Origin of the sequence: Rhodoferax sp. GW822-FHT02A01 (assembly GCF_038784515.1) — a bacterium.
GTDB lineage: Bacteria > Pseudomonadota > Gammaproteobacteria > Burkholderiales > Burkholderiaceae_C > Allorhodoferax.
The window spans coordinates 732476-754462 of sequence record NZ_CP152376.1 but is presented as its reverse complement, the minus strand read 5'-3'; the positions used below and the strand labels follow the sequence as shown (position 1 = coordinate 754462).

The window sequence follows — 21987 nt, the reverse complement described above, 5'->3', positions numbered from 1 at the left end:
TTTCGGACGCAGAAGCCGAGGGCAAGCAGGAGACAAGACAATGACAGCAAAGTACAAGTATCGGGAACTCCAGTTCGGAGTGACCCGTGGTGAGTTGACCGATGGCGCCAACGGCGTGCAATACCTGCGCGCGCAGGTGCCGCTGCAGGCTACCGCTAGGCGCATGACCGATCGCCTGCTCCATTGGGCGGCAACCGCACCGGATCGCGTCTGGATGGCTCAACTCAGCCGCGAGGCCGATGGCAGCCGGGGCGCATGGCAGTTCATCACCTACGCTCAGGCGCTGGAGCGGGCCCGCTGCATTGCACAGGCACTGCTGCAACGCGGCCTGAGCGCCGAGCGCCCGGTCCTGATCCTGTCGGAAAACGGTACCGAGCACGCCTTGCTGTCGCTGGGTTGCATGCTGGCAGGTGTGCCGTGGTGTCCCGCGTCGCCTGCGTATTCCACCATCAGCACCGACTACTCCAAGCTGCGCCATGTCTACAACACGCTCACGCCCGGCCTGGTGTTTGCCTCGGATGCCACGCGTTACCAGAAGGCCATTCAGACCGTAGTGGCTGCAGACGTGGAAGTGGTGTTGTGCCGGGGTACGCTGGAGCAGCGCGCCAGCACCAGCTTCGGTGCCTTGCTGGATACTGAAGCAACGGCAGAGGTGGATGCCGCCATTGCGGCCACCGGGCCGGACACCATCGTCAAGTTCCTGTTCACCAGTGGCTCCACCAAACTGCCCAAGGCGGTGATCAATACCCAAAGCATGTGGTGCTCCAACCAGCAGCAGATGCGCCAGAGCATGCCGGTGTTGGCCGAGGATCCGCTGGTGCTGGTGGACTGGCTGCCCTGGAACCACACCTTTGGTGGCAACCACAATTTCGGGCTGGTGCTCTACAACGGTGGCACGCTCTACATCGACGAAGGCAAACCGGTACCCGCATTGATTGGTGAGACTTTGCGCAACCTGCGTGAAGTGGCACCCACTGTGTACTTCAATGTGCCCACCGGCTTTGAAGCCATTGCCGCGGCCATGCAGATCGACCATGCGCTGCGCCGCACCTTTCTCTCCAGGGTCAAGATGTTCTTCTACGCTGGTGCCGCACTGGCACAGCCGGTGTGGGACAGCCTGTACGCCAGCGAAGAAGCGGAAATCGGCGAGCGCATCGTGATGACCAGTGGCCTGGGCATGACCGAGTCCGGCCCCTTTGGCATCTATGTCACCAACCCGGAGGTGCGCGCCGGTGACCTGGGCCTGCCCGCGCCGGGCATGGAGCTCAAGCTGGTGCCCAGCGACGGCAAGGTGGAGGTGCGCTACCGCGGACCCAACATCACACCTGGATACTGGCGGGCGCCGGAAGAGACCAAGGCCCACTTTGACGAAGAAGGATTCTTCAGAACCGGCGATGCGGTCGCGTGGATCGATGCAAACAACATCCACCTGGGCCTCAAGTTCGATGGCCGCATTGCCGAAGACTTCAAGCTCGCAACCGGAACCTTTGTCAGCGTGGGGCCGTTGCGCGCCAAGATCATCGCCAGTGCCGCCGGACTGGTGCAAGACGTGGTGATTACCGGCCTGAATATGCACGAAGTCGGCGCCATGGTGTTTCCTAATGCGGCGCTCTGCCGCGCGTTGAGTGGCTTGCCCGACGGCGCACCGCTGGAAGGTGTGTTGGCCGCGCCCGCCGTGCTCGCACGTTTCCAGAGTCTGGTGGATGAGCTGGCCAAGACGGCCACCGGTAGCGCCAACCGCGTTGCCCGGCTGTGCCTGCTGTCCACGCCTGCGTCGCTGGATCTGGGCGAGATCACCGACAAGGGCTCCATCAACCAGCGTGCCGTGTTGGCCCATCGCAGTGCCATTGTTGAAGCAATGCACGATGGCCGTTTGCCTCACACGCTGACACCATCCCACTAACTAAGCACGACCCATACAAGGAACCATATGGCATCCAAAGGATTCTTCAACGCATTCGACGACATCTGGATGATCGACGGCATGCGCACCCCCATGGTGGACTACTGCGGTGCGCTGGGCCACATCTCGCCCACCGATCTCGGTATCAAAGCGGCCCGTGCAGCCTTGCACAAGGCAGGCGTCCCGGCCGATCACATCGAGACGGTGCTGACCGGCAACATGGCGCCTGGCGATTACGAGCAGTTCATGCTGCCGCGCCACGTCGCTCTGTATGCAGGTGTGCCACAGACCGTGCCCGCGTTGATGGTGCAGCGCATCTGCGGCACCGGTTTTGAGCTGTTCCGCCAGGCGGGTGAGCAGATCCAGGCCGGGTGTGCCGATGTGGCCCTGGTGGTGGGCGCAGAGTCCATGACCCGCAACCCGATTGCCTCCTTCACCCATCGCACCGGTTTCAAGCTGGGTGCGCCGGTGGAGTTCAAGGATTTTCTGTGGGAGGCGCTGAAAGATTCCGCCTGCGGCATCACCATGATCCAGACGGCCGAGAATCTGGCCAAAAAATACGGTATCACCCGCGAAGAGGTGGATGCCTTTGCCAGCGCGTCGTTTGCCAAGGCGGTGGCCGCACAGGCCGATGGTTTCCATGCTGGCGAGATTGCGCCCGTGGTCAGCGAAAAGTTTGAGCTTCCCGGTTACGCCACGCGCGGCATCCAGTTGCAGGGCAAGGTAACCGAAGTGGCCACCGACACCCATGCCCGCCCGTCCCCGGTCGAAGTGCTTGCCAAGCTGCGCACCGTGTATCCGGACGGCGTGCAGACCGGCGGCAACAGCGCGGCATTGGTGGACGCGGCGGCGGCCGCCGTGGTGGCCGCGGGCAGCTATGTGCGAGCCCAAGGCAAGAAGCCGCTGGCACGCGTGGTGGCTGCCGCCGTGGTGGGGGTGCCACCGGAAATCATGGGCATAGGCCCGGCGCCTGCCATCCGCCTGCTGCTGGAACGCGCAGGGCTGTCTTTGGATGCCGTGGGCCGGTTCGAGATCAATGAAGCCCAGGGTGCGCAAACCCTGTCGGTGGGCCGCGAACTGGGCCTGGACATGTCCAGGCTCAACGTCAACGGCGGTGCGATTGCCCTGGGCCACCCCTTGGCCGCAACCGGCGTGCGCCTGACCCTGACGCTGGCGCGCGAACTGCAGCGCAGCGGTCTGCGCTACGGCGTTTCCAGCGCCTGCATCGGTGGCGGTCAGGGTATTGCCCTGCTGCTGGAAAACCCCGCTGCAGCCTGAGACCGCACCCTTAGACAACCCACGCACAAGCAAAGGAACTCCATGCACATCACAGGACAAGCGGCACTGGTCACCGGCGGCGGATCAGGCCTGGGCGAGGCCAGCGCGCGCGAGCTCGCACGCCTGGGCGCCAAGGTCACCATCCTGGACGTCAACTTGGCACAGGCGCAGCAGGTGGCCAGCGAAATCGGTGGCCTGGCCATTCAGTGTGACGTGACCAATGCCGCCAGCGTGCAAGCGGCCCTGGAGCAGGCAGCCGCAACCCATGGGCCGGCGCGCATCCTGCTGCAGATCGCCGGCATCGGCAGCGCCAAGCGTGTCATTGCAAAGGACGGCAGCGCCGCCCCGTTGGAGGACTTCGCCAAAGTCATCGAGGTCAATCTACTGGGTACCTACAACGTGGCGCGCCTGTTTGCCGCCGCCTGTGCACAGCAGGAGCCGCTGGTGGATGGCGAACGCGGCGTGATGGTGTTTACTGCGTCGGTGGCGGCATTTGACGGCCAGGTGGGCCAGCAGGCGTACAGCGCCTCCAAGGCCGGGGTCGTGGGCATGACCCTGCCTATGGCACGTGACCTCGCGCAGCACGGCATCCGCGTGTGCACCATTGCGCCCGGCCTGTTTGCCACGCCGTTGATGCGCACCTTGCCCGAAGCGGTGCAGAAGTCACTGGCCGAGAGCATCCCGTTCCCCAAACGCCTGGGTAAACCCGAAGAGTTCGCGCAGCTTGCTGCGCATATCGTCACCAATGGCCACCTCAATGGCGAAGTGATACGCCTGGACGGCGCACTGCGCATGGCCCCCCGCTAACCCAAGGAAGACGATGAGCAAAACCGTGATCTACGAAGTGGAAGTGATGTTCGGGGACTGTGATCCCGCCGGCATCGTGTTCTTCCCCAATTTTTCCAAGTGGATGGATGCCTCTTCGCTGAACTTCTTCGTGAAGTGCGGTGTGCAGCCCTGGCGCGAACTGGTCAAGACCACCGGCATCATCGGCACCCCGCTGCTGGAGATCAACACCCAGTTCAAGCGACCGGCCACCTATGGAGAGCGGCTGCAGATCCACACCAGCGTGACCGAATGGCGCGAGAAGGTCTTTTTGCACCGCCATGTCGTCATGCGCGGTGACGACCTGCTGTGCGAAGGCACCGAGGTGCGTGCCTTCGTCGTGCGCCTGCCCGGCGACGAGGTGCGCATGAAATCCATTCCGGTACCGGAATTCATCAAGACACTGTGCTCTTGATCCACTGCTTCAACCACCACAAAAAGGAGACAACCGTGAAACTTAGCTACCAAGTGATTGCCGCTGCCGCAACCACACTGATGTCGGGTCTGGCCATGGCCGACCTCACCATCGGTGTGATTCTTCCGCTGACCGGTCCGGCCTCCGGCCTGGGCATTCCCATGAAAAACCAGATCGCCTTGTGGCCGGAAAAGATTGCCGGCGAGAAGCTCAAGGTGATCGTGCTCGACGATGCCACCGATCCCACCCAGGGCGTGAAGAACGCGCGCCGCCTGGTGGCCGAAGAGAAGGTGGACGTGCTGCTCGGTTCCGCTGCCACACCGGTGGGGATTGCCATTGCCGACGTGGCGGTGGAAAGCCAGACGGTGCAACTCGCAGCCACCCCCATTGGTCTGCCACCCGGCAAGGACACCTGGTCCTTCCGTCTGCCCCAGTCGAATGACGTCATGGCGCACGCCGTGGTTGCGCACATGAAGAAGCAGGGCGTCAAAACGGTGGGCTTCCTGGGTTACACCGATGCCTATGGCGAACAGTGGCTCAAGGCCTTCACCGCTGCCGGTGACAAGGAAGGCATCAAGGTGGTGGCCGCCGAACGCTTTGCCCGCACCGATACCGGCGTGACCGCGCAGGCCTTGAAGCTCACCGCCGCTAATCCCGATGCCATCCTGGTGGTGGCCTCGGGCAGCGGAGCCGCCATGCCCGAGATGGCCGTGCTGGACCGTGGCTACAAAGGCAAGATCTACCAGACCCATGCCGCTGCCACTAAGGACCTGATGCGCGTGGGTGGCAAGGCCATGGAAGGCACCTATGTGGTGTCGGGCCCGGTGATTGCACCGGCGCAGTTGCCAGACTCCAACCCCTCCAAGAAGTTTGCCCTGGACTTCGTGGCCAAGTACGACGGAGCCTATGGTGCGGGCAGCCACAACCAGTTCGCCGGCCACGCTTACGACACCGTCCTGGTGCTGGAAAAAGCGGTTCCCCTGGCGCTGAAGAAGGCCAAGACCGGTACGCCCGAATTCCGCGCGGCCCTACGCGATGCGCTGGAGACCATGGGCCGCACCGTGGTGGCCCACGGCACGCTCAACTGGACCAAGGAAGATCACTGGGGCTACACCCTGGACACCGGCGTGATCGTGAAGGTGGTCAACGGCGACTGGAAAATCGAATAACACGCAAAAGGATTCAAGCCCATGGACTCCACGATTGCCAGCATCCTGCTGCTGGATGGCTTGACCAACGGGGCGGTATATGCCCTGTTGGGTCTGGCCACCGTGCTGGTATTCACGGTCACGCGTGTGATCTTCATCCCCCAGGGGGAGTTCGTCGCCTACGGCGCGCTCACCCTGGCCATTCTGCAGACGGGGCACGTGCCCGGCACGGTATGGCTGTTGCTGATCATGGCATGCATAGCCGCTCTGATGGAGCTGGTAAGCCGGTGGCACCACCACCGCAACCCGCTGGCTGCACTCAAGTCGGCCCTCAAGGTGCTGGCGGTTCCGGTGGCGCTTGCGCTGGTCACGCTGTGGGCCGCGCCGCGCCAGTTTCCGTTGGAAGTGCAAGCCTTGCTGAGTGTGGCCATCGTCACCTCCTTCGGGCCCCTGGTGTACCGCGTGGCCTTCCAGTCGCTGGAAGATGCATCGCCCTTGGTGTTGCTGATCGTGGCCGTGGGTGTGCACTTCGCCATGACTGGCCTGGGGCTGCTGTTTTTCGGGGCCGAAGGTTTCCGCAATCCGCCGTTCTGGGATTTGCGCCTTTCGCTGGGTCCGGTGACGCTGACCGGCCAGACCCTCATCATCTTTGCCTGCTCTGTTGCGCTCATCGTGCTGCTCTGGTTGTTTTTTGAACGTGCCCTCATGGGCAAGGCCCTGCGTGCCACCGCGGTCAACCGCCTGGGTGCGCGCCTCATGGGCATTTCCTCCCACGCGTCCGGCCAGACGGCATTTGCCATGGCCGCACTCATCGGTGCGCTGTCGGGCCTGCTGATCGGGCCGACCACCACCGTGTTCTACGACTCGGGTTTCCTCATCGGCCTCAAGGGTTTTGTGGCGGCGGTGGTGGCTGGTCTTTCGAGCTACCCAGGTGCCCTGGTGGGCGCCCTGTTCGTGGGCATCGTGGAGTCGCTGGCCTCCTTCTGGGCCAGTGCGTTCAAGGAGGTCATTGTGTTCACGCTGATTCTTCCCATCCTGCTCTGGCGTTCGCTCCAGGGTGGCCATTCGGATGAGGAGCACTGACATGAACAACCGTAACATGCGCTGGCTCGCTCTGGGGGCCCTGGTTCTGCTGGTGGCCCTGCTGCCACTGCCCGAGTTCTGGATCACCCAGCTCAATTACATCGGCCTCTACAGCCTGACTTGCCTGGGGCTGGTGTTGCTCACCGGCGTGGCCGGCCTCACCTCCTTCGGGCAGGCTGCGTTCGTAGGTATCGGTGCCTATGCCAGTGGCTGGTTCACCCTCAACCTGGGCCTCTCGCCCTGGGTGACGCTGTTCATCGGTCTGGCCATCACCTCGGCTTCTGCGCTGGTCGTGGGCGGCATCACGCTGCGCATGTCCGGCCATTACCTGCCGCTGGCCACCATCGCCTGGGCGCTGGCCCTGTACTACCTCATGGGCAACCTGGACGCCCTGGGCAAGTACGACGGCCTGCTGGGCCTGCCGGGTCTGTCGGTGTTCGATTGGCAGATCGGCCAGGGCAAGGGCTTCTTCGTCCTGACCTGGGTGGTGGTGCTGTGTGCGGCGGCGGCGCTGATTTCGCTTCTGGATTCGCGCGCCGGCCGCGCCATGCGCTCCTTGCGCAACGGCACCCGCATGGCCGAAGCCATGGGCGTCAACACCTTGCGCTACAAGATCATCATCTTCCTGATCGCGGCACAACTGGCCTCCATTTCCGGATGGCTGTTCGCACACTTCCAGCGCTCCATCAACCCCTCGCCCTTTGGTCTCAAGATGGGCATTGAGTACCTGTTCATGACCGTGGTGGGTGGCATCGGCCATGTGTGGGGTGCGGTCGCAGGTGCATTGATCACCAAGCTGATGGAAGACCAGTTGCAGGTGCTGTTGCCCAAGCTCATCGGCACCAGCGGAAGCTACGAGGTCATCGTGTTTGGCATTGTCCTGGTGGTGATGCTCAAGTTCCTTCCCGATGGGCTGTGGTCCATGGTGCAACGCAAGCTGCCGCGTGCTGCGCGCGTTGTGGACTGGGCCGATGCACCCGCCCTGCCTGAGCGCAGCAAGCCAGCCAAGGGCGAACCGATTCTGCAGGTGAAGGGCATTCGCAAGGTGTTCGGCGGGCTGACCGCGGTGAACAACATCAGCTTCCAGATCGATGCCGGGCAGATCGTGGGCCTGATCGGCCCCAACGGGGCGGGCAAGTCCACCACCTTCAACCTCATCACCGGCGTGCTGGCCCTGAGCGGCGGGGAGGTGATGTTCCGTGGCGAAGTGGTCAGTGGCCTGCCTTCCCGCGAAATCGCAAGGCGCGGCATGTCCCGCACCTTCCAGCACGTCAAGATGATTCCCGACATGACGGTGCTGGAAAACGTGGCGCTGGGCGCCCACCTGCGTGGCAGCAAGGGCGTGCTGTCGGCCATGACAAACACCAACCGCATGGAAGAGCGCCAGCTCTACAAGGAAGCGCAACGCCAGTTGGAGCGCATTGGCATGGGCGAGTACCTGCACGAGCTGGCGGGCAACCTGGCCATGGGGCCGCAGCGCCTGATGGAGATCGCGCGCGCCCTCTGCAGTGACCCGGCCCTGTTGTTGCTGGATGAGCCCGCAGCCGGACTGCGCCACCTCGAGAAGAAGCGCCTGGGCGAAGTGCTGCGGCAGTTGCAACAGCAAGGCGTGAGCATTCTGCTGGTGGAGCACGACATGGAACTGGTCATGGACGTGTGCGACCACCTGGTGGTGATGGAGTTCGGCACCTTGCTCACGCAAGGAACGCCCGAGCAGATTCAGGAAGATCCCAAGGTGCGTGCCGCGTACCTGGGTACGGAACATTAAGGAGCGATTCATGACCACCCCGGTACTGCGCGTTCACAACCTGCGTGCGGGCTATGGCCGCGCCGAGGTTCTGCACGGCATAGACCTGCATGCGGACCAAGGCAGCGTGATCACCGTCATCGGTCCCAACGGCGCGGGCAAGTCCACGCTGCTCAACACGCTGATGGGCATCCTGCCCGCCAACGGACAGATCGATCTGGAGGGCGACCCCATCCAGTCGCTGACGCTGGAGGAGCGCGTCATGCGCGGCATGGCCCTGGTGCCGGAGAAGCGCGAACTGTTTGGCACCATGCCGGTGGAAGACAACCTGCTGCTGGGCGGCTTTCGCCAGATGCGTCTGGCCAATCCGCACTGGCGTGACCGCATGGACGAGGTCTACACCTTGTTCCCCCGCCTCAAAGAGCGCAGGCTGCAACTCGCCGGCACCCTCTCGGGTGGCGAGCGCCAGATGCTGGCGGTGGGCCGCTCGCTCATGTCCGGTCCCAAGGTGTTGATGCTGGATGAACCCAGCCTGGGCCTGGCGCCGCTGGTCGTCAAGGAGATATTCACCATCATCGAGCGCTTGCGCGAGACTGGCGTGACCATCGTGCTGGTGGAACAGAATGCGCGCGCCGCACTGGCGGTTGCGGACTATGCCTACGTGCTGGAGATGGGCGCCATCGGGATTCACGGCCCGGCCGAACAACTGGCGCAAGACCCGCGCGTGATCGAGTCCTATCTGGGCGCGGCCAAACGGAAGGAAGTGGCATGAGCGTGTACCAGCCTCCCACACAGGACATGCAGTGGCTGTTGGCCGCTGTGGTGCAGGCGCCCGCGGCGCTGCAGCAGCTGCAGGCGTTTGCAGAAGTCGATGAAGACCTGATGGCCCAGGTGCTGGAAGAGTCCGGCAAGTTTGTGGGCGAAGCCATTGCCCCGTTGAATCGCCAGGGCGATGAGGTAGGCGCGCAGTGGAAGGACGGATCCGTCACCATGCCGCCGGGCTTCAAGGACGCCTACGCCGCCTTCTGGCACGCGGGCTGGCCTGCGTTGGCGGCCGATGTGGAAGACGGAGGGCAGGGTCTGCCTTCGGTGCTGGCCGCCATGCTGTATGAAATGCTGAGTGCCGCCAACCACGCCTGGACCATGGCTCCCGGCTTGCTGCACGGCGCCTACGAATGCCTCAAGCACCACGGCAGCGAGGCCTTGCAGAAGCGTTACCTGGAAAAGATTGCCACTGGCGAATGGCTGGCCACCATGTGCCTGACTGAAGCGCATGCCGGCAGCGACCTGGGCCTGGCGCGTACCAAGGCTGTGCCACAGGCGGATGGCAGCTACCGCGTCTCGGGCACCAAGATATTCATCTCCGGCGGCGAGCACGACCTTAGCGACAACATCGTGCACCTGGTGTTGGCGCGCCTGCCCGACGCACCGCCCGGCCCCAAGGGGCTGTCGCTGTTTCTGGTGCCCAAATACTACGAAGACGGCAGCCGCAGTGCGGCCTACTGCGACCGCATAGAAGAAAAGATGGGCCTGCACGGCAGCCCCACCTGCGTCATGCGTTTCGAAGATGCAACGGGCTGGATCGTGGGCGAGCCCGGGCGTGGTCTCAACGCCATGTTCGTCATGATGAACGCCGCGCGCCTGCATGTGGCCTTGCAGGGCATTGGCCTGCTGGAAGCCGCGTGGCAAACCGCAGATACCTACTCCCGCGAGCGCAGGCAAATGCGCGCACCTGGCCGCGGCAGGTCAGCTGCCGAAGCGGACCTGATCGCCGAGCATCCGGCCATGCGCCGCATTCTGGATACCCAGCGGGCCTGGATCGATGGCGGCCGTGTGCTGGCATACCGAACCGCTGTTGAGCTGGACATGGGCAAACACCACGCAGACACCGCACGCCGTGAAGCGGCCCAGCGCTGGTGCAGCTTTGTGACGCCGGTCATCAAGGCCGCCTTCACCCAGCAGGCGTTTTACGGTGGCAGCGAATGCCTGCAGGTGCTGGGCGGGCATGGTTATGTGCGCGAGTGGGGCATAGAGCAAATCGTGCGCGATGCGCGCGTGGCCATGATTTACGAAGGTACCAACGAGATCCAGGCGATAGACCTGCTGGTGCGCAAGGTACTGGCTGACGCGGGCACATCCTTTGGCAACTGGCTGGACGGCCTGGTTGCAGAGCTGGACCTGGCTGTGCCATCGCACCCCCGCGTGTTGCAGCGCGTGGAGGCGCTGCGTTCTGTCACACGACAACTGTGCGAGGCGGGCCAGCGCGATGCAACACTGGCCTATTGGGTGGCCGACGACTTCCTGCGCGTGGTAGCGATCGTGTTGCTGGACTGGGCATGGGCGCAGATTGGCGTCAGGGCGCCCGCGCTTGCCCGCTGGACGCAACCCATGCAGGCCATGGAGCGCTGGATTGCGCCGGAGCTGCGCACGCGCATCGCCGTCATCGAGTCCGCATTGGCCGGAGTGCCGGCTTAGGCACGCGTCCCCGGCGTCTTATGCCAGGTTGCTGAAGAGGCTGCCCAGTGAGGATGTGCTGGAGGTAGCGCCATAGCCCAGGTTCTGCTGCATCTGGCTGAGCAGGGCCTGCAGGCTGACTTGTGAACTGGTCGATCCGCTGCCGCTGGTGCCCGTGCTGCCAGAGCTTGAACTGGAGCTGCCTTGCAGGTCCGCCACCATCTTGTTGAAGGCGCTTTGCAGGTCCGAGGGCGCATTGCCGCTGGTGACCTGTGAAATCAGGGCCGACAGGCCGGAGGCAAAGTCGCTCTTGGGATCACCGGAATTGCTGCCTGTGCCGCTACCCGAAGCGCCGCCGGTGTTCTCACTCTTGACGGCCTGAAACAGGGCATGCATGAAGGCACCAATGTCCGCCTTGGTGCTGCTGGCACCGGAGGTGGAGCCGTCGTCATCACCGTCGCTGTCGGTGCCGGCGGTGGTGGTGGACGAACTGCCCGAAGTGCTGGAGGTGGCGCTGGTGCTCTGGGTGGTGTTGAGCCCCAGGCTTTGCAGTGCCTGCATCAAAGCGGACTGCAGGGCGCCGCCGCGACCATGGCCATGCCCGTGGTGACCCGAACCCTTGACACCTTTGCCGCCGTCCCCATCGCCATCCGGGTCAGAAGTGTTGCTGGTCTGGCTCGTCTGTGTCAGGTTGGATGGGGGCACATAGACCGAGGAGGAAATGCTGTCGATGCTGCTCATGTTGACTCCAATGGGGTGGGATGGACTCCATTGGAATTCGGCGGAAAATTTTCTAAATCAAATGAAAAGCGGCAAAAACGTAGCTGTTTACCTATCTTTACCGCAGCTATGTAAAGACACGCTTTTTTGTTACATCTGCCAGCGACCCGCAATGTTCTTGAGCAGGGTGTTAATGGCAATTAGCTGGCGATTGCGCACCGAGACCAGGGTTGCCTCGCTGCTCAGTGCCGAACTTTGGGCACTGCTGACATTGAGGTAGCTCACCGTGCCCGCGCGGTACTGTTCCATCACGATCTCCAGGTTGCGCTGTGCCGCCTGCAGGGCCAGGGTTTGTGATTGCACTTCGTCGGAAAGGCGCGCGCTCAGGACCAGGTTGTCTTCGACTTCCTGCAACGCGGTGAGCACCAGTTGCCGGTACGACGAGGTGACCTGGTCGGCCGAGGTACGCGCCTGCGCGCTGGCCAGCTGGCGGCTGCCCCCATCCAGAATGGACTGGCCCAGCGAAGCGCCCAGTGACCACAACAGATTGGGCGTGCTCAGCAGATTGGCGATCGAAGACTGGCTGTAGCCTGCCGTGGCGGACAGGTTCAGGGTGGGGAACAGGGCGGCATCGGTCACGCCGATCTGTGCATAAGCGGCCTTCACGCGTTCGCGTGCAGCGGCAATGTCCGGCCGCCGCTCCAGCAAGGTGGACGGCAGCAGCGCGGGCACAGCCACTGCCTGGGGCAAGGTTGCTGTGGGCGCGATGGAGAAGACCGCGGGTGCCTCGCCCAGCAGCACCGCCAGTGTGTGCTCCAATTGGGCGCGCTGCGCCTGCATGTCGGCCAGTTGGGTCTGCACGCTGCTGAGCTGGGTCTGCGCCTGCAACACGTCGGTGAGACCGACCACGCCCGAGTTGTAGCGCACACGGGTCAGTTCCAGCGCACGCTGGTAGGCCTGCACATTGCGCTCCAGCAGGGCCTGCTGCGCCTCGGCTGCACGCAGCGAAAAATAGTTTTGCGCCACGGCCGCCTGCACCGACAGGCGCGCGGCAGCCAGATCCGCCTGCGATGCATTCAGGCTGGCCTCTGCACCTTGTGTGGCCATGGACAGGCGGCCCCACAGGTCCACCTCCCAGCTGGCGGTGGCGGTGAGGGAGACGCTGTTGCTCGGGTTCTCAGCCGCCGTCGATTGCGCGTTGGCCGTGCGCGTGCCGTTCAGGTTGGCAGACAGAGTGGGCCCGGTGGCGCTGCGGCTGGCGCCCAGCACCGCCTGCGCACTGGCAAGTTGGGCCTGCGAGGACTTGATGCTCTCATTGCCGATGACCACGCGGCGTTCCAGATCATCCAGCACCGGGTCCTGGAACAGGGTCCACCAAGCGTCCGGCACGTTCTGCATAGTGGCAGCGTCAGGACCAGCGCTTTCCTTGAACCGGGCCGGCGCGTCTTGCGGCGCGGGTGGTGCAACCTGCGTGATGGCACAGGCGCTCAGCAGCGCGCACACGGCCAGGGAGAGAAGGGTGAGGCGAGGGAGTTTCAGCATGGCGGTCTCAGTGTGCAGTCGCGTTCGGCAAAGGGGTGAGGGCAGGGGCGGCAGTGGCCTTGGGCTTGCGGCGCAGCCGGTCCATCAGCACAAACACCACCGGCGTGGTGTAGAGCGTGAGCAGCTGACTCAGGATCAGCCCGCCCACGATGGCAATGCCCAGTGGTTGGCGCATCTCGGCGCCATCGCCGGTGCCCAGGGCCAGCGGCACCGCGCCGAACAAGGCAGCCATGGTGGTCATCAGGATGGGCCGCAGCCTCAGGCTGGCGGCACGGAAGATCGCGGCACCCGCGCTGACGTTGCCCACGCGCTGGCGCGCAATGGCGAAGTCGATCATCATGATGGCGTTCTTCTTCACGATGCCGATCAGCAGGATCACGCCGATGAAGGCGATGATGGAGAACTGCGTGTCAAACAGCATCAGCGCCAGCAGCGCACCCACACCGGCCGAGGGCAGGGTGGACAGGATGGTGAGCGGGTGGATCAGGCTCTCGTACAGAATGCCCAGCACCAGGTAGATGGTGACCAGCGCTGCGGCGATCAGCAAGGGTTGTGACGACAGCGACTGCTGAAACGCATTGGCCGTGCCCTGGAAGCTGCCGCGCACCGACACCGGCACGCCCAGCTGCAGCAGCGCACCGTCAATGGCAGCGGTGGCCTCCGACAGCGACACGCCCAGCGGCAGGTTGAAGCTGATGGTGGAGGCCGGTGTGCCGCTCTGGTGGTTGACGGACAGCGGCGTGTTGGTGGTCTCCACCTTGGCAAAGGCCGACAGCGGCACCTGCGCACCGGTCTTGCTGGTGACGTAGAGGCGACTCAGCATCTCCGGCCCTTGCAGGTACTCGGGTGCCAATTCCATCACCACCCGGTACTGGTTGAGCGGGTTGTAGATCACGCCGACTTGGCGCTGGCCAAACGCGTCGTTGAGCGTGGTGTCCAGATTGCTCACCGTCACGCCCAGCCTGGCTGCAGCATCGCGGTCAATGGTGAGCGTGGTCTGCATGCCCTTGTCCTGCTGGTCGGAGTTCACGTCGGCCAGCTCCGGCAGTTTGGACAAAGCGGCACGTACGCGCGGCTCCCAGCTGCGCAGGTCCTCCAGCGAGTCGGCCTGCAAGGTGTACTGGTACTGCGCATTGGCCTGGCGGCCACCCATGCGGATGTCCTGCACCGGCACCAGAAACAGATTGGCGCCGGGCTCATGCGCCAGCTTGCCGCGCAGCCGGGCAATGACACCGTCCACGCTGATCTTGCGCTCGGCCAGGGGTTCGAGCGTGACATAGAAATTGGCCGTGTTGCGCTGCCCGCCGCCGGTGGAGCCGCTGACGTTGGCGACGGCCGGGTCGGCCATCAAGATGGCCACAAAGGTATCGACCCGCTTTTGCATCATCTCGAAAGAGCTGCCCTGGTCAGCCTGCACGCCGCCCACGATGACACCGGTGTCCTGCTGCGGAAAGAAGGCCTTGGGGATGGCGGTGTACAAGTAGATGTTGAGCGCGATCACCGCCAGCAGCGACAGCATGGCCACCGGCTGATGCCGCAGCGTCCAGGCCAGGCTGCGCCGGTACAACCGCACGGCCTTGCGCCCCAGCGTTGCCACTCCATCCGACAGCGCCTGCAGTCGTGCGTTGCGCGGGCGTTGCTTCTCGCGGGGGCGCAGCAGCAGCGAAGCCATCATGGGTGTGGTGGTGAGCGACACCAGCATGGAAACCATGATGGCCGTGGACAGCACCACCGCAAACTCGCGGAACAGGCGACCTACCACGCCACCCATCATCAGAATCGGAATGAACACAGCGATCAGTGACACGCTGATGGACACCACGGTAAAGCCGATTTCGCGCGCACCCTTGCGCGCGGCCTCGCGCGGGCTCAGTCCCTGCTCGGTATAGCGGGTGATGTTCTCCAGCACCACGATGGCATCGTCCACCACAAAGCCGGTGGCTACCGTCAACGCCATGGCCGAGAGGTTGTCCAGGCTGTAGCCGCACAGGTACATCACGCCCAGCGTGCCTGCCAGCGACACTGGCACGGCCACCGCCGGCAGCAGCGTGGCGCGCCAGCTGCGCAAGAACAGCAGCACCACCAGAATCACCAGCCCGATGGCAATGGCCAGCGAGCGCTCCACTTCGCGCAGCGACGCACGTATGGTGGGCGTGCGGTCGCTCAGCACCTTCACATCGATGGCCGCGGGAATGGAGGCCTGCAGGCGCGGCAGCAGCTCGCGCACCCGTTGCACCGTGTCGATGATGTTGGCGCCAGGCTCTTTCTGTACAAACAGCGCCACCGCTGGCTTGCCATTGGCCACGCCATAGTTGCGCGTGTCCTGCACCGAGTCGCGTACGGTCGCCACATCGCGCAGGCGCACCGCCGCACCGCTGCGGTAGCTCAGGATCATGGGGGCGTATTCGGCCGCGGTACGGGCCTGGTCATTGGCACCCACCTGCCAGCTGCGTGCGCCGTCTTCCAGCGTGCCTTTGGGACGGTTGGCATTGGTGGCGGTGAGTGCAAGGCGCACGTTGTCGAGCGCAATGCCGTTGGCTGCGAGCTGGTCCGGATTGAGTTCTACGCGCACTGCCGGCAGGGCTCCGCCACCCACGCTCACCTGTCCCACACCTTCCACCTGCGCAATGCGCTGCGCCAGCACGGTGGAAGCCGCGTCATACATCTGGCCGCGCGTGAGCGTGTCCGAGGTCAGCGCCAGAATCATGATGGGCGCATCCGCTGGGTTGACCTTGCGGTAGGTCGGGTTGCTGGGCATGCCGGTGGGCAGCAGCGTGCGTGCGGCGTTGATGGCAGCCTGCACATCGCGGGCGGCGCCATTGATGTCGCGCTTGAGGTCAAACTGCAAGGTGACGCTGGTGGAGCCCAGTGAGGAGCGCGAGGTGATCTCGCTCACCCCGGCAATGCTGCCCAGCACCCGCTCCAGCGGTGTGGCCACGGTGGCGGCCATGGTGTCGGGGCTGGCGCCGGGAAGTGAGGCGCTGACCGAGATGGTGGGGATGTCCACTTGCGGCAGCGGTGCGATGGGCAGCAGCCAGAAACTCAAGGCGCCAGCCAGCCCTATGCCCAGCGTGATCAGTGTGGTGGCAACGGGGCGGTTGATGAAAGGCGAGGAGATGGAGCCCCCCTGTGTCGCCTTCGGCGCCTCCCCCCCCGAGGGGGGGCGCTGCTGGCGGACCGGCGGAGCCGGATCCGCGGCAGCCTTGGTGGGCTCGCTCATGCCGCTGCTCCTTCGGAGCTGCGCGCCTTCCAGCGCTGCGATAGCTGCGCGAAGCCCAGGTAGATCACGGGGGTGGTGAACAGGGTGAGGATCTGGCTCACGATCAGGCCGCCGACCATGGTCACGCCCAGGGGGTGGCGCAGCTCATGGCCGGCGCCGGTGCCCAGCATGAGTGGCAGTGCGCCCAAGAGCGCGGCCATGGTGGTCATCAGGATGGGGCGAAAGCGTAGCAGGCAGGCCTGGTGGATGGCCTCGCGTGGCGAGAGCTGCTGCTCGCGCTCGGCGTCCAGCGCGAAGTCGATCATCATGATGGCGTTCTTCTTGACGATGCCGATGAGCAGCACGATGCCGATGATGCCCACCACGCCCAGGTCCTGGCGTGCCAGCAACAAGGCCAGCAGTGCACCCAGTCCGGCTGAGGGCAGCGTGGACAAAATGGTGACCGGGTGGATGAAGCTCTCATACAGCACACCCAGCACGATGTACATGGTGACCACCGCCGCCACGATCAGCAGCAGGGTGCTGGTCAGCGATGCGCGGAACGCTTCGGCCGCACCCTGGAAGCTGGTCTCCACACTGGCCGGCAGATCGAGCTTGGCTTCTTCGGCCTTGATGGCATCCACTGCCGCACCCAGCGACACGCCCGGTGCCAGGTTGAAGGACATGGTGGCCGAGGGGAACTGCGCCACATGGTTGATGGAAAGCGCCGAGGGGCGCTCCACAAACTGCGCCACCGAAGACAGCGGCACCTGCACGGTCGTGGTGGTGCCGCTGCTATTCACGCTGCTGCCGGGCACATACAGCTTGTCGAGCGAGCGCAGGCCGGTGCGAAACGGCGCAGCCGCCTCCAGCACCACGCGGTACTGGCTGGCCTGGGTGTAGATGGTGGAGATCAGGCGCTGGCCGTAGGCGTTGTAGAGCGCGTTGTCGATGGCGGACACCGTCACGCCCAGCTTGCCAGCGGCCTCGCGGTCGATCTGCACATAGGCCTGCAGGCCCTGGTCCTGCAAGTCGGTAGCCACGTCTTCAATCTGCGGCAGGGTCTTGAGGCGCTCCAGCAGCCGGCTGGTGGCCGTAGTCAGATCGTTGGAGTCCGGTGAGCTGAGCAGGAACTGGTACTGCGTCTTGGAGACGCGGTCTTCAATGCTCAGGTCCTGCACCGCCTGCATGTAGGCGGTAATGCCTGGCACATGCGAGGTGCTGGCGGACAGGCGGTGTATCACTTCGCTGGCCGAACTGGTACGCTGGGCAAACGGTTTGAGCGTGATCTGCATGCGCCCGGTATTGAGCGTGGCGTTGGCACCATCCACACCGATGAAGGAGGCCAGGTGGTCCACATCCGGGTCCTGCAGGATGGTGTCTGCCAGTGCCTGTTGGCGCTCACCCATGGCGGCAAACGAGGTGCTCTGCGACGCCTCGGTGATGACCTGTATCAGCCCGGTGTCCTGCACCGGGAAGAAGCCCTTGGGCACTGCTACATAGAGCGCTACTGTGGCAAGCAGCGTGAGGCCGAACACCATCAGCGTGAGGGCCGAGCGGTCCAGTACCCAGTTGAGTGCGCGGCCATAGGTCGCCACCATGGCGTCAAAACTGCGGCCACTCCAGGCGCCCAGGCGGCTGTGGTTGCGTTGCGCTTCGGGGCGCAAGAGGCGTGCACTCATCATGGGCGTGAGCGTGAGCGAGACCACGGCGGAAATCAGGATGGAGACCGCCAGCGTGATGGCGAACTCATGGAACAGCCGACCCACCACATCGCCCATGAACAGCAGCGGAATCAGCACCGCGATCAGCGACACCGTGAGCGAGATGATGGTGAAGCCAATCTGCTTGGAACCCTTGAACGCGGCCTGCATGGGGCTGTCGCCTTCTTCCACGAAGCGGGCAATGTTTTCGATCATCACAATCGCATCGTCCACCACAAACCCGGTGGAGATGGTCAGCGCCATCAGCGTGAGGTTGTTGATGGAGAAGCCCGCCAGGTAGATCACGCCGAATGTGCCCACCAGCGATAGCGGCACGGCCACCGCCGGAATCAGCGTGGCGCGTGCATCGCGTAGGAACAGGAAGATCACCATCACCACCAGCGCCACGGCCAGCAGCAGTTCGAACTCGGTGTCGTCCACCGAGGCGCGTATGGTGGTGGTGCGGTCGGCGATGATGCGCACGTCCACCGAGGTCGGCAGCGTGGATTGCAGCCGCGGCAGCAGGGCCTTCACTCGGTCCACTGTCTGGATCACGTTGGCGCCGGGCTGGCGTTGCACGTTCAGGATGACGCCGGGCGTCTGGTCGGCCCAGGCGGCCAGACGCAGGTTTTCGGCATCGTCCACGATCTGCGCCACGTCTTTCAGGCGCAAGGGGTTGCCGTTCTTCCAGGCAATGATCAGGTCCTGGTATTCGGCAGCCGACTTGAGCTGGTCATTGGCATCGATGGTGGAGGCGCGCTGCGCACCGTCGAAGCTGCCCTTGGCCTGGTTCACATTGGCTGCTGCGATGGCGGTGCGAATGTCATCGAGCGACAGACCCAGGCTGGCCAGCGTCTGTGGGTTGGCCTGTATGCGCACAGCGGGTTTGCGGCCACCGGCAATGCTGACCAGGCCCACCCCGTCCACCTGCGAGAGCTTGGGGGCCAGCCGGTTCTCGGTCAGGTCGTGCAGCTTGATGGCGGTGAGCGACGGCGAGGTCACGGCAACGGTGAGCACCGGCGCATCGGCCGGGTTGACCTTGCTGTAGACCGGCGGCATGGGCAGGTCGCTGGGCAGCAGGTTGCTACCGGCGTTGATGGCGGCCTGCACTTCCTGCTCGGCCACATCCAGCGACAGCCCCAGCGAGAAGCGCAGCGTGATGATGGACGCACCGCCCGAGCTGCTGGAGGTCATTTGGCCCAGGCCCGGCATCTGTCCGAACTGACGCTCCAGCGGCGCGGTCACCGTGGTGGAAATCACGTCCGGGCTGGCGCCGGGATACAGCGTAGTGACCTCGATGGTGGGGTAGTCCACCTCGGGCAGGGCCGATAGCGGCAACAGCCGGTACGCCAGCAGACCCGAAAGCAAGATGGCCAGCATCAGCAGCGCGGTTGCCACCGGCCGCTCGATAAATATGCGCGACGGATTCATGGGGGCCTATTGCGGATTGAGCTTGGCACGCATCTTTTCGCGCCAGGCTTGGCGCTCTTCTGGCGTCATGTTGCGCAGCTTCTCGCGATCTTCGGGGGATAGGCTCTGGAAGAAGGCGCGGCGTTGCGCCGCTGCAGCGTCGTCGGCACCGGCGGCTCCCGCATTCTCGGCGGGGCCCTCCTTGCCGGCTGCAGGTTGGGGTGGTGCGCCTGCCGGAGCAGGTCTGGTGCCGGGGCCGAGAGCTGCAGGGGCTGGTGCTGCTGCGCCAGATGCCGCAGGTGCAGCACCATTGGCAGCTTTGCCGCCCTTGTCGCCGCCCTTCCAGTTGCCACCGCCACCCGGTTTGGCATTGGGAACTATGACTTCCACCTTGGCGCCATTGCGCAGCCGGTCCACACCGTCGATCACAATTTTTTCGCCTGGCTGCACAGCGCCTTCGACGGCCATCCAGTCGCCGTCCACCACGCCGGGTTTGATGACCCGGGTGCTGACCGTGTTGTCATCGCCGACGACGTACACATAAAAGCCCTGCGCACCCCGCAGTACGGCCGCTTGCGGCACAGCCAGCACATTGCTGAGCGTGTCGAGCTGCAGTCGCACGCTGACCGACTGGTTGGGGAACAGCGCATCGTCCTTGTTGGGGAACAAGGCCTTGACCTTGATGGTGTCGGTGCTGGCGTCAATCGCGTTGTCGATGGTCGCTACCTGGCCAGTGGCCAGCAGCTTGGCACTGCCTTTGTCCCAGGCCTCCACGCGCAGCGGCTGCTTGGCCTTGAGTTTGGCCTGCAGCACCGGCACCTGCGCGGCAGGGATGGAAAACACCAGCGCAATCGGCCGCGTCTGTGCGATGGAAACAATGCCGTTGGTGTCCGCAGGCTGCACCACGTTGCCGATATCGGATTGCTTGAGGCCCACCCGACCGCTGGTGGGCGCCACCACCTTGGTGTAGGACAGTTGCAACTGCGCGCTGTCGAGCGCGCCGCGGTCCACCTTGACGGTGCCTTCGAGCTGACGCACCAGGGCCAGTTGGGTATCGACCTGCTGTTTGGGAGCGGCATCTTTGGCCACCAGGTCCTTGTAGCGTTGCAGGTCCAGCCGGGCGTTGTCGAGCTGTGCGGTATCGCGTGCCAGTGCGCCTTCTGCCTGGCTCACGGTGGCCTGGAAAGAGCGCGGATCGATCTGTGCGAGCAGTTGGCCGGCCTGCACCTGCTGCCCTTCCTGGAACAGGATGCTCTGCAGCGTGCCGCTCACCTGCGCGTGGACCACTGCCGTGTTGGATGCGGTCAGGCTGCCAATGGCGCTGGCCGTGACCCGTATGTCCTGTAGCCGCGCGGCCATGACCGACACCGGCTGTACACCCAAACTGCCGCCAAAGCGGCGCGAACCGCCACCGGGCCCCATGCCGGGTGGGCCACCTGCAGCCTGACCCGTTGCGGCGGTATCACTGGCGTGCGGCGCGAACTTCCACCATGCAGCGCCGCCAGCTGCCAAAACCACCAGGGCGGTAAGTGCCCAAGTGCTGAGCTTGCCCGATTGGCTGCCTGCAACGGCGGAAGCGCTCGGTTGGCTTGGGGTGGATGGGTACATGCTTTGCCTGCTGCTCATAAGGTATGCCTTGGATGGAGACGGAGTCGAGATCAGCCGCGCGTGCAGGTCTGATGGGCTATGACCCCGATTGTTGCAATGAAGCCTCTTCAGTTGACGAAGGAAATGTGAAGCTACGGAACTTTACTTTTTCTTCACTGCTCAGGCATGAAACCGTGCGCGGCAAGGTGGATTATTGAGCCATCTGAAACGTCAGGAGAGTTGCACATGCATAAGCTCATTGCTTTTTCGACCTTGCTGGTTGCCTCCGGCATCTGCCTGGCAGATGATGTGGGGCGGGTGATCTCCACTACACCAGTGGTGCAACAGGTGGGCGTTCCACGCAAGGTCTGCACCACCGAACAGGTGGCCGTGCAATCGCAGAAGTCAGGCGCAGGTGCCGCCATGGGCGCGATTGCCGGTGGCGCGATAGGCAACCAGGTGGGACGTGGCGCAGGCAATGCTGCGGCCACCATGCTGGGTATTGTGGGCGGCGCCATTTTGGGCGACAAGATTGAAGGCAGCCCACCGGCGCAGCTGCAGGACGTGCAGCATTGCAGCACCCAGGTCTTCTATGAAAACCGTACCGTGGCCTATAACGTGGTGTATGAGTTCGGTGGCAAGCAGTACACCGTGCAGATGCCGCAAGACCCTGGCCCCACCATTCGCTTGCAGGTCACGCCCATAGGTGCGGCGACGCAGGGCACCACCTCCACGTATTCAACCGCCCCTGTGGAATATGCACAAGCACCGACCAGTGTGATCGTGCCCGCTGCGCCGGTGTATTACGCACCCTCACCGGTCACGGTTGGCGTGGGTTTCGGGTATTGGGACCATCACCACTGGCATTGAGCAGATAGCAGCTTGACGCGCCGCCGCGCCAGCTAACGAAGCAACAACCAACTGATCAGCAGATAAACACCATAGACCACCAGAACGCCCAACGCGAACAGGC

15 protein-coding genes are annotated in these 21987 nt (G+C 64.1%); 10 read left to right on the top strand and 5 right to left on the bottom strand.

The genetic code is table 11. The features are described 5' to 3' along the window. Nucleotides 1–40 precede the first annotated feature (40 nt). The 9 genes from AAGF34_RS03575 to AAGF34_RS03535 all read left to right on the top strand — a co-directional run bounded on the left by AAGF34_RS03575 (nucleotide 41) and on the right by AAGF34_RS03535 (nucleotide 10874). Nucleotides 41–1903, top strand: a complete 1863-nt coding sequence (locus tag AAGF34_RS03575) for a feruloyl-CoA synthase (protein WP_342619259.1) — start codon at nucleotides 41–43, stop codon at nucleotides 1901–1903. 27 nt (nucleotides 1904–1930) lie between these two features. Beyond that, entirely contained in the window at nucleotides 1931–3181 is a 1251-nt protein-coding gene (locus tag AAGF34_RS03570; protein ID WP_342619258.1) for a thiolase family protein, read from the top strand. Between the two features lie 42 nt (nucleotides 3182–3223). Next, complete coding sequence (locus AAGF34_RS03565) at nucleotides 3224–3988, top strand: SDR family NAD(P)-dependent oxidoreductase (RefSeq protein WP_342619257.1); 765 nt, start codon at nucleotides 3224–3226, stop codon at nucleotides 3986–3988. A gap of 13 nt (nucleotides 3989–4001) precedes the next feature. Continuing rightward, nucleotides 4002–4421, top strand: a complete 420-nt coding sequence (locus AAGF34_RS03560) for an acyl-CoA thioesterase (RefSeq protein WP_342619256.1) — start codon at nucleotides 4002–4004, stop codon at nucleotides 4419–4421. Between the two features lie 80 nt (nucleotides 4422–4501). Then, nucleotides 4502–5590, top strand: coding sequence for an ABC transporter substrate-binding protein (locus AAGF34_RS03555; protein WP_342621027.1), 1089 nt, complete (start codon nucleotides 4502–4504; stop codon nucleotides 5588–5590). Between the two features lie 21 nt (nucleotides 5591–5611). Then, the gene (locus tag AAGF34_RS03550; RefSeq protein WP_342619255.1) at nucleotides 5612–6652 is read left to right on the top strand and encodes a branched-chain amino acid ABC transporter permease; all 1041 of its coding nucleotides are present in this window, start codon (nucleotides 5612–5614) and stop codon (nucleotides 6650–6652) included. A gap of 1 nt (nucleotide 6653) precedes the next feature. Beyond that, complete coding sequence (locus AAGF34_RS03545) at nucleotides 6654–8420, top strand: branched-chain amino acid ABC transporter ATP-binding protein/permease (RefSeq protein WP_342619254.1); 1767 nt, start codon at nucleotides 6654–6656, stop codon at nucleotides 8418–8420. A 10-nt stretch (nucleotides 8421–8430) separates the two neighbouring features. Next, nucleotides 8431–9171 (top strand): ABC transporter ATP-binding protein, encoded by a 741-nt coding sequence (locus tag AAGF34_RS03540; protein WP_342619253.1) that lies wholly within the window; start codon nucleotides 8431–8433, stop codon nucleotides 9169–9171. Next, entirely contained in the window at nucleotides 9168–10874 is a 1707-nt protein-coding gene (locus AAGF34_RS03535; protein WP_342619252.1) for an acyl-CoA dehydrogenase family protein, read from the top strand. Before AAGF34_RS03540 ends, AAGF34_RS03535 begins: the two co-directional genes overlap by 4 nt. A gap of 18 nt (nucleotides 10875–10892) precedes the next feature. Here the strand turns inward: AAGF34_RS03535 and AAGF34_RS03530 are convergent, their stop codons facing one another. The 5 genes from AAGF34_RS03530 to AAGF34_RS03510 all read right to left on the bottom strand — a co-directional run bounded on the left by AAGF34_RS03530 (nucleotide 10893) and on the right by AAGF34_RS03510 (nucleotide 21053). Further along, entirely contained in the window at nucleotides 10893–11594 is a 702-nt protein-coding gene (locus tag AAGF34_RS03530; protein ID WP_342619251.1) for a hypothetical protein, read from the bottom strand. A gap of 129 nt (nucleotides 11595–11723) precedes the next feature. Further along, nucleotides 11724–13115, bottom strand: coding sequence for an efflux transporter outer membrane subunit (locus AAGF34_RS03525; protein WP_342619250.1), 1392 nt, complete (start codon nucleotides 13113–13115; stop codon nucleotides 11724–11726). Nucleotides 13116–13122: 7 nt separating this feature from the next. Next, nucleotides 13123–16335, bottom strand: a complete 3213-nt coding sequence (locus AAGF34_RS03520; RefSeq protein WP_342619249.1) for a multidrug efflux RND transporter permease subunit — start codon at nucleotides 16333–16335, stop codon at nucleotides 13123–13125. Beyond that, nucleotides 16332–19448: an MdtB/MuxB family multidrug efflux RND transporter permease subunit gene (locus AAGF34_RS03515; protein ID WP_342619248.1), complete on the bottom strand. Its 3117-nt coding sequence runs from the start codon at nucleotides 19446–19448 to the stop codon at nucleotides 16332–16334. The genes AAGF34_RS03520 and AAGF34_RS03515 overlap by 4 nt, the downstream gene beginning before the upstream one ends. A 6-nt stretch (nucleotides 19449–19454) precedes the next feature. Further along, entirely contained in the window at nucleotides 19455–21053 is a 1599-nt protein-coding gene (locus tag AAGF34_RS03510) for an MdtA/MuxA family multidrug efflux RND transporter periplasmic adaptor subunit (RefSeq protein WP_342619247.1), read from the bottom strand. Between the two features lie 207 nt (nucleotides 21054–21260). On the opposite strand from AAGF34_RS03510, the gene AAGF34_RS03505 reads away from it, so the two are divergent. Next, nucleotides 21261–21884: a hypothetical protein gene (locus AAGF34_RS03505; protein ID WP_342619246.1), complete on the top strand. Its 624-nt coding sequence runs from the start codon at nucleotides 21261–21263 to the stop codon at nucleotides 21882–21884. The last annotated feature ends 103 nt before the right edge of the window (nucleotides 21885–21987 follow it).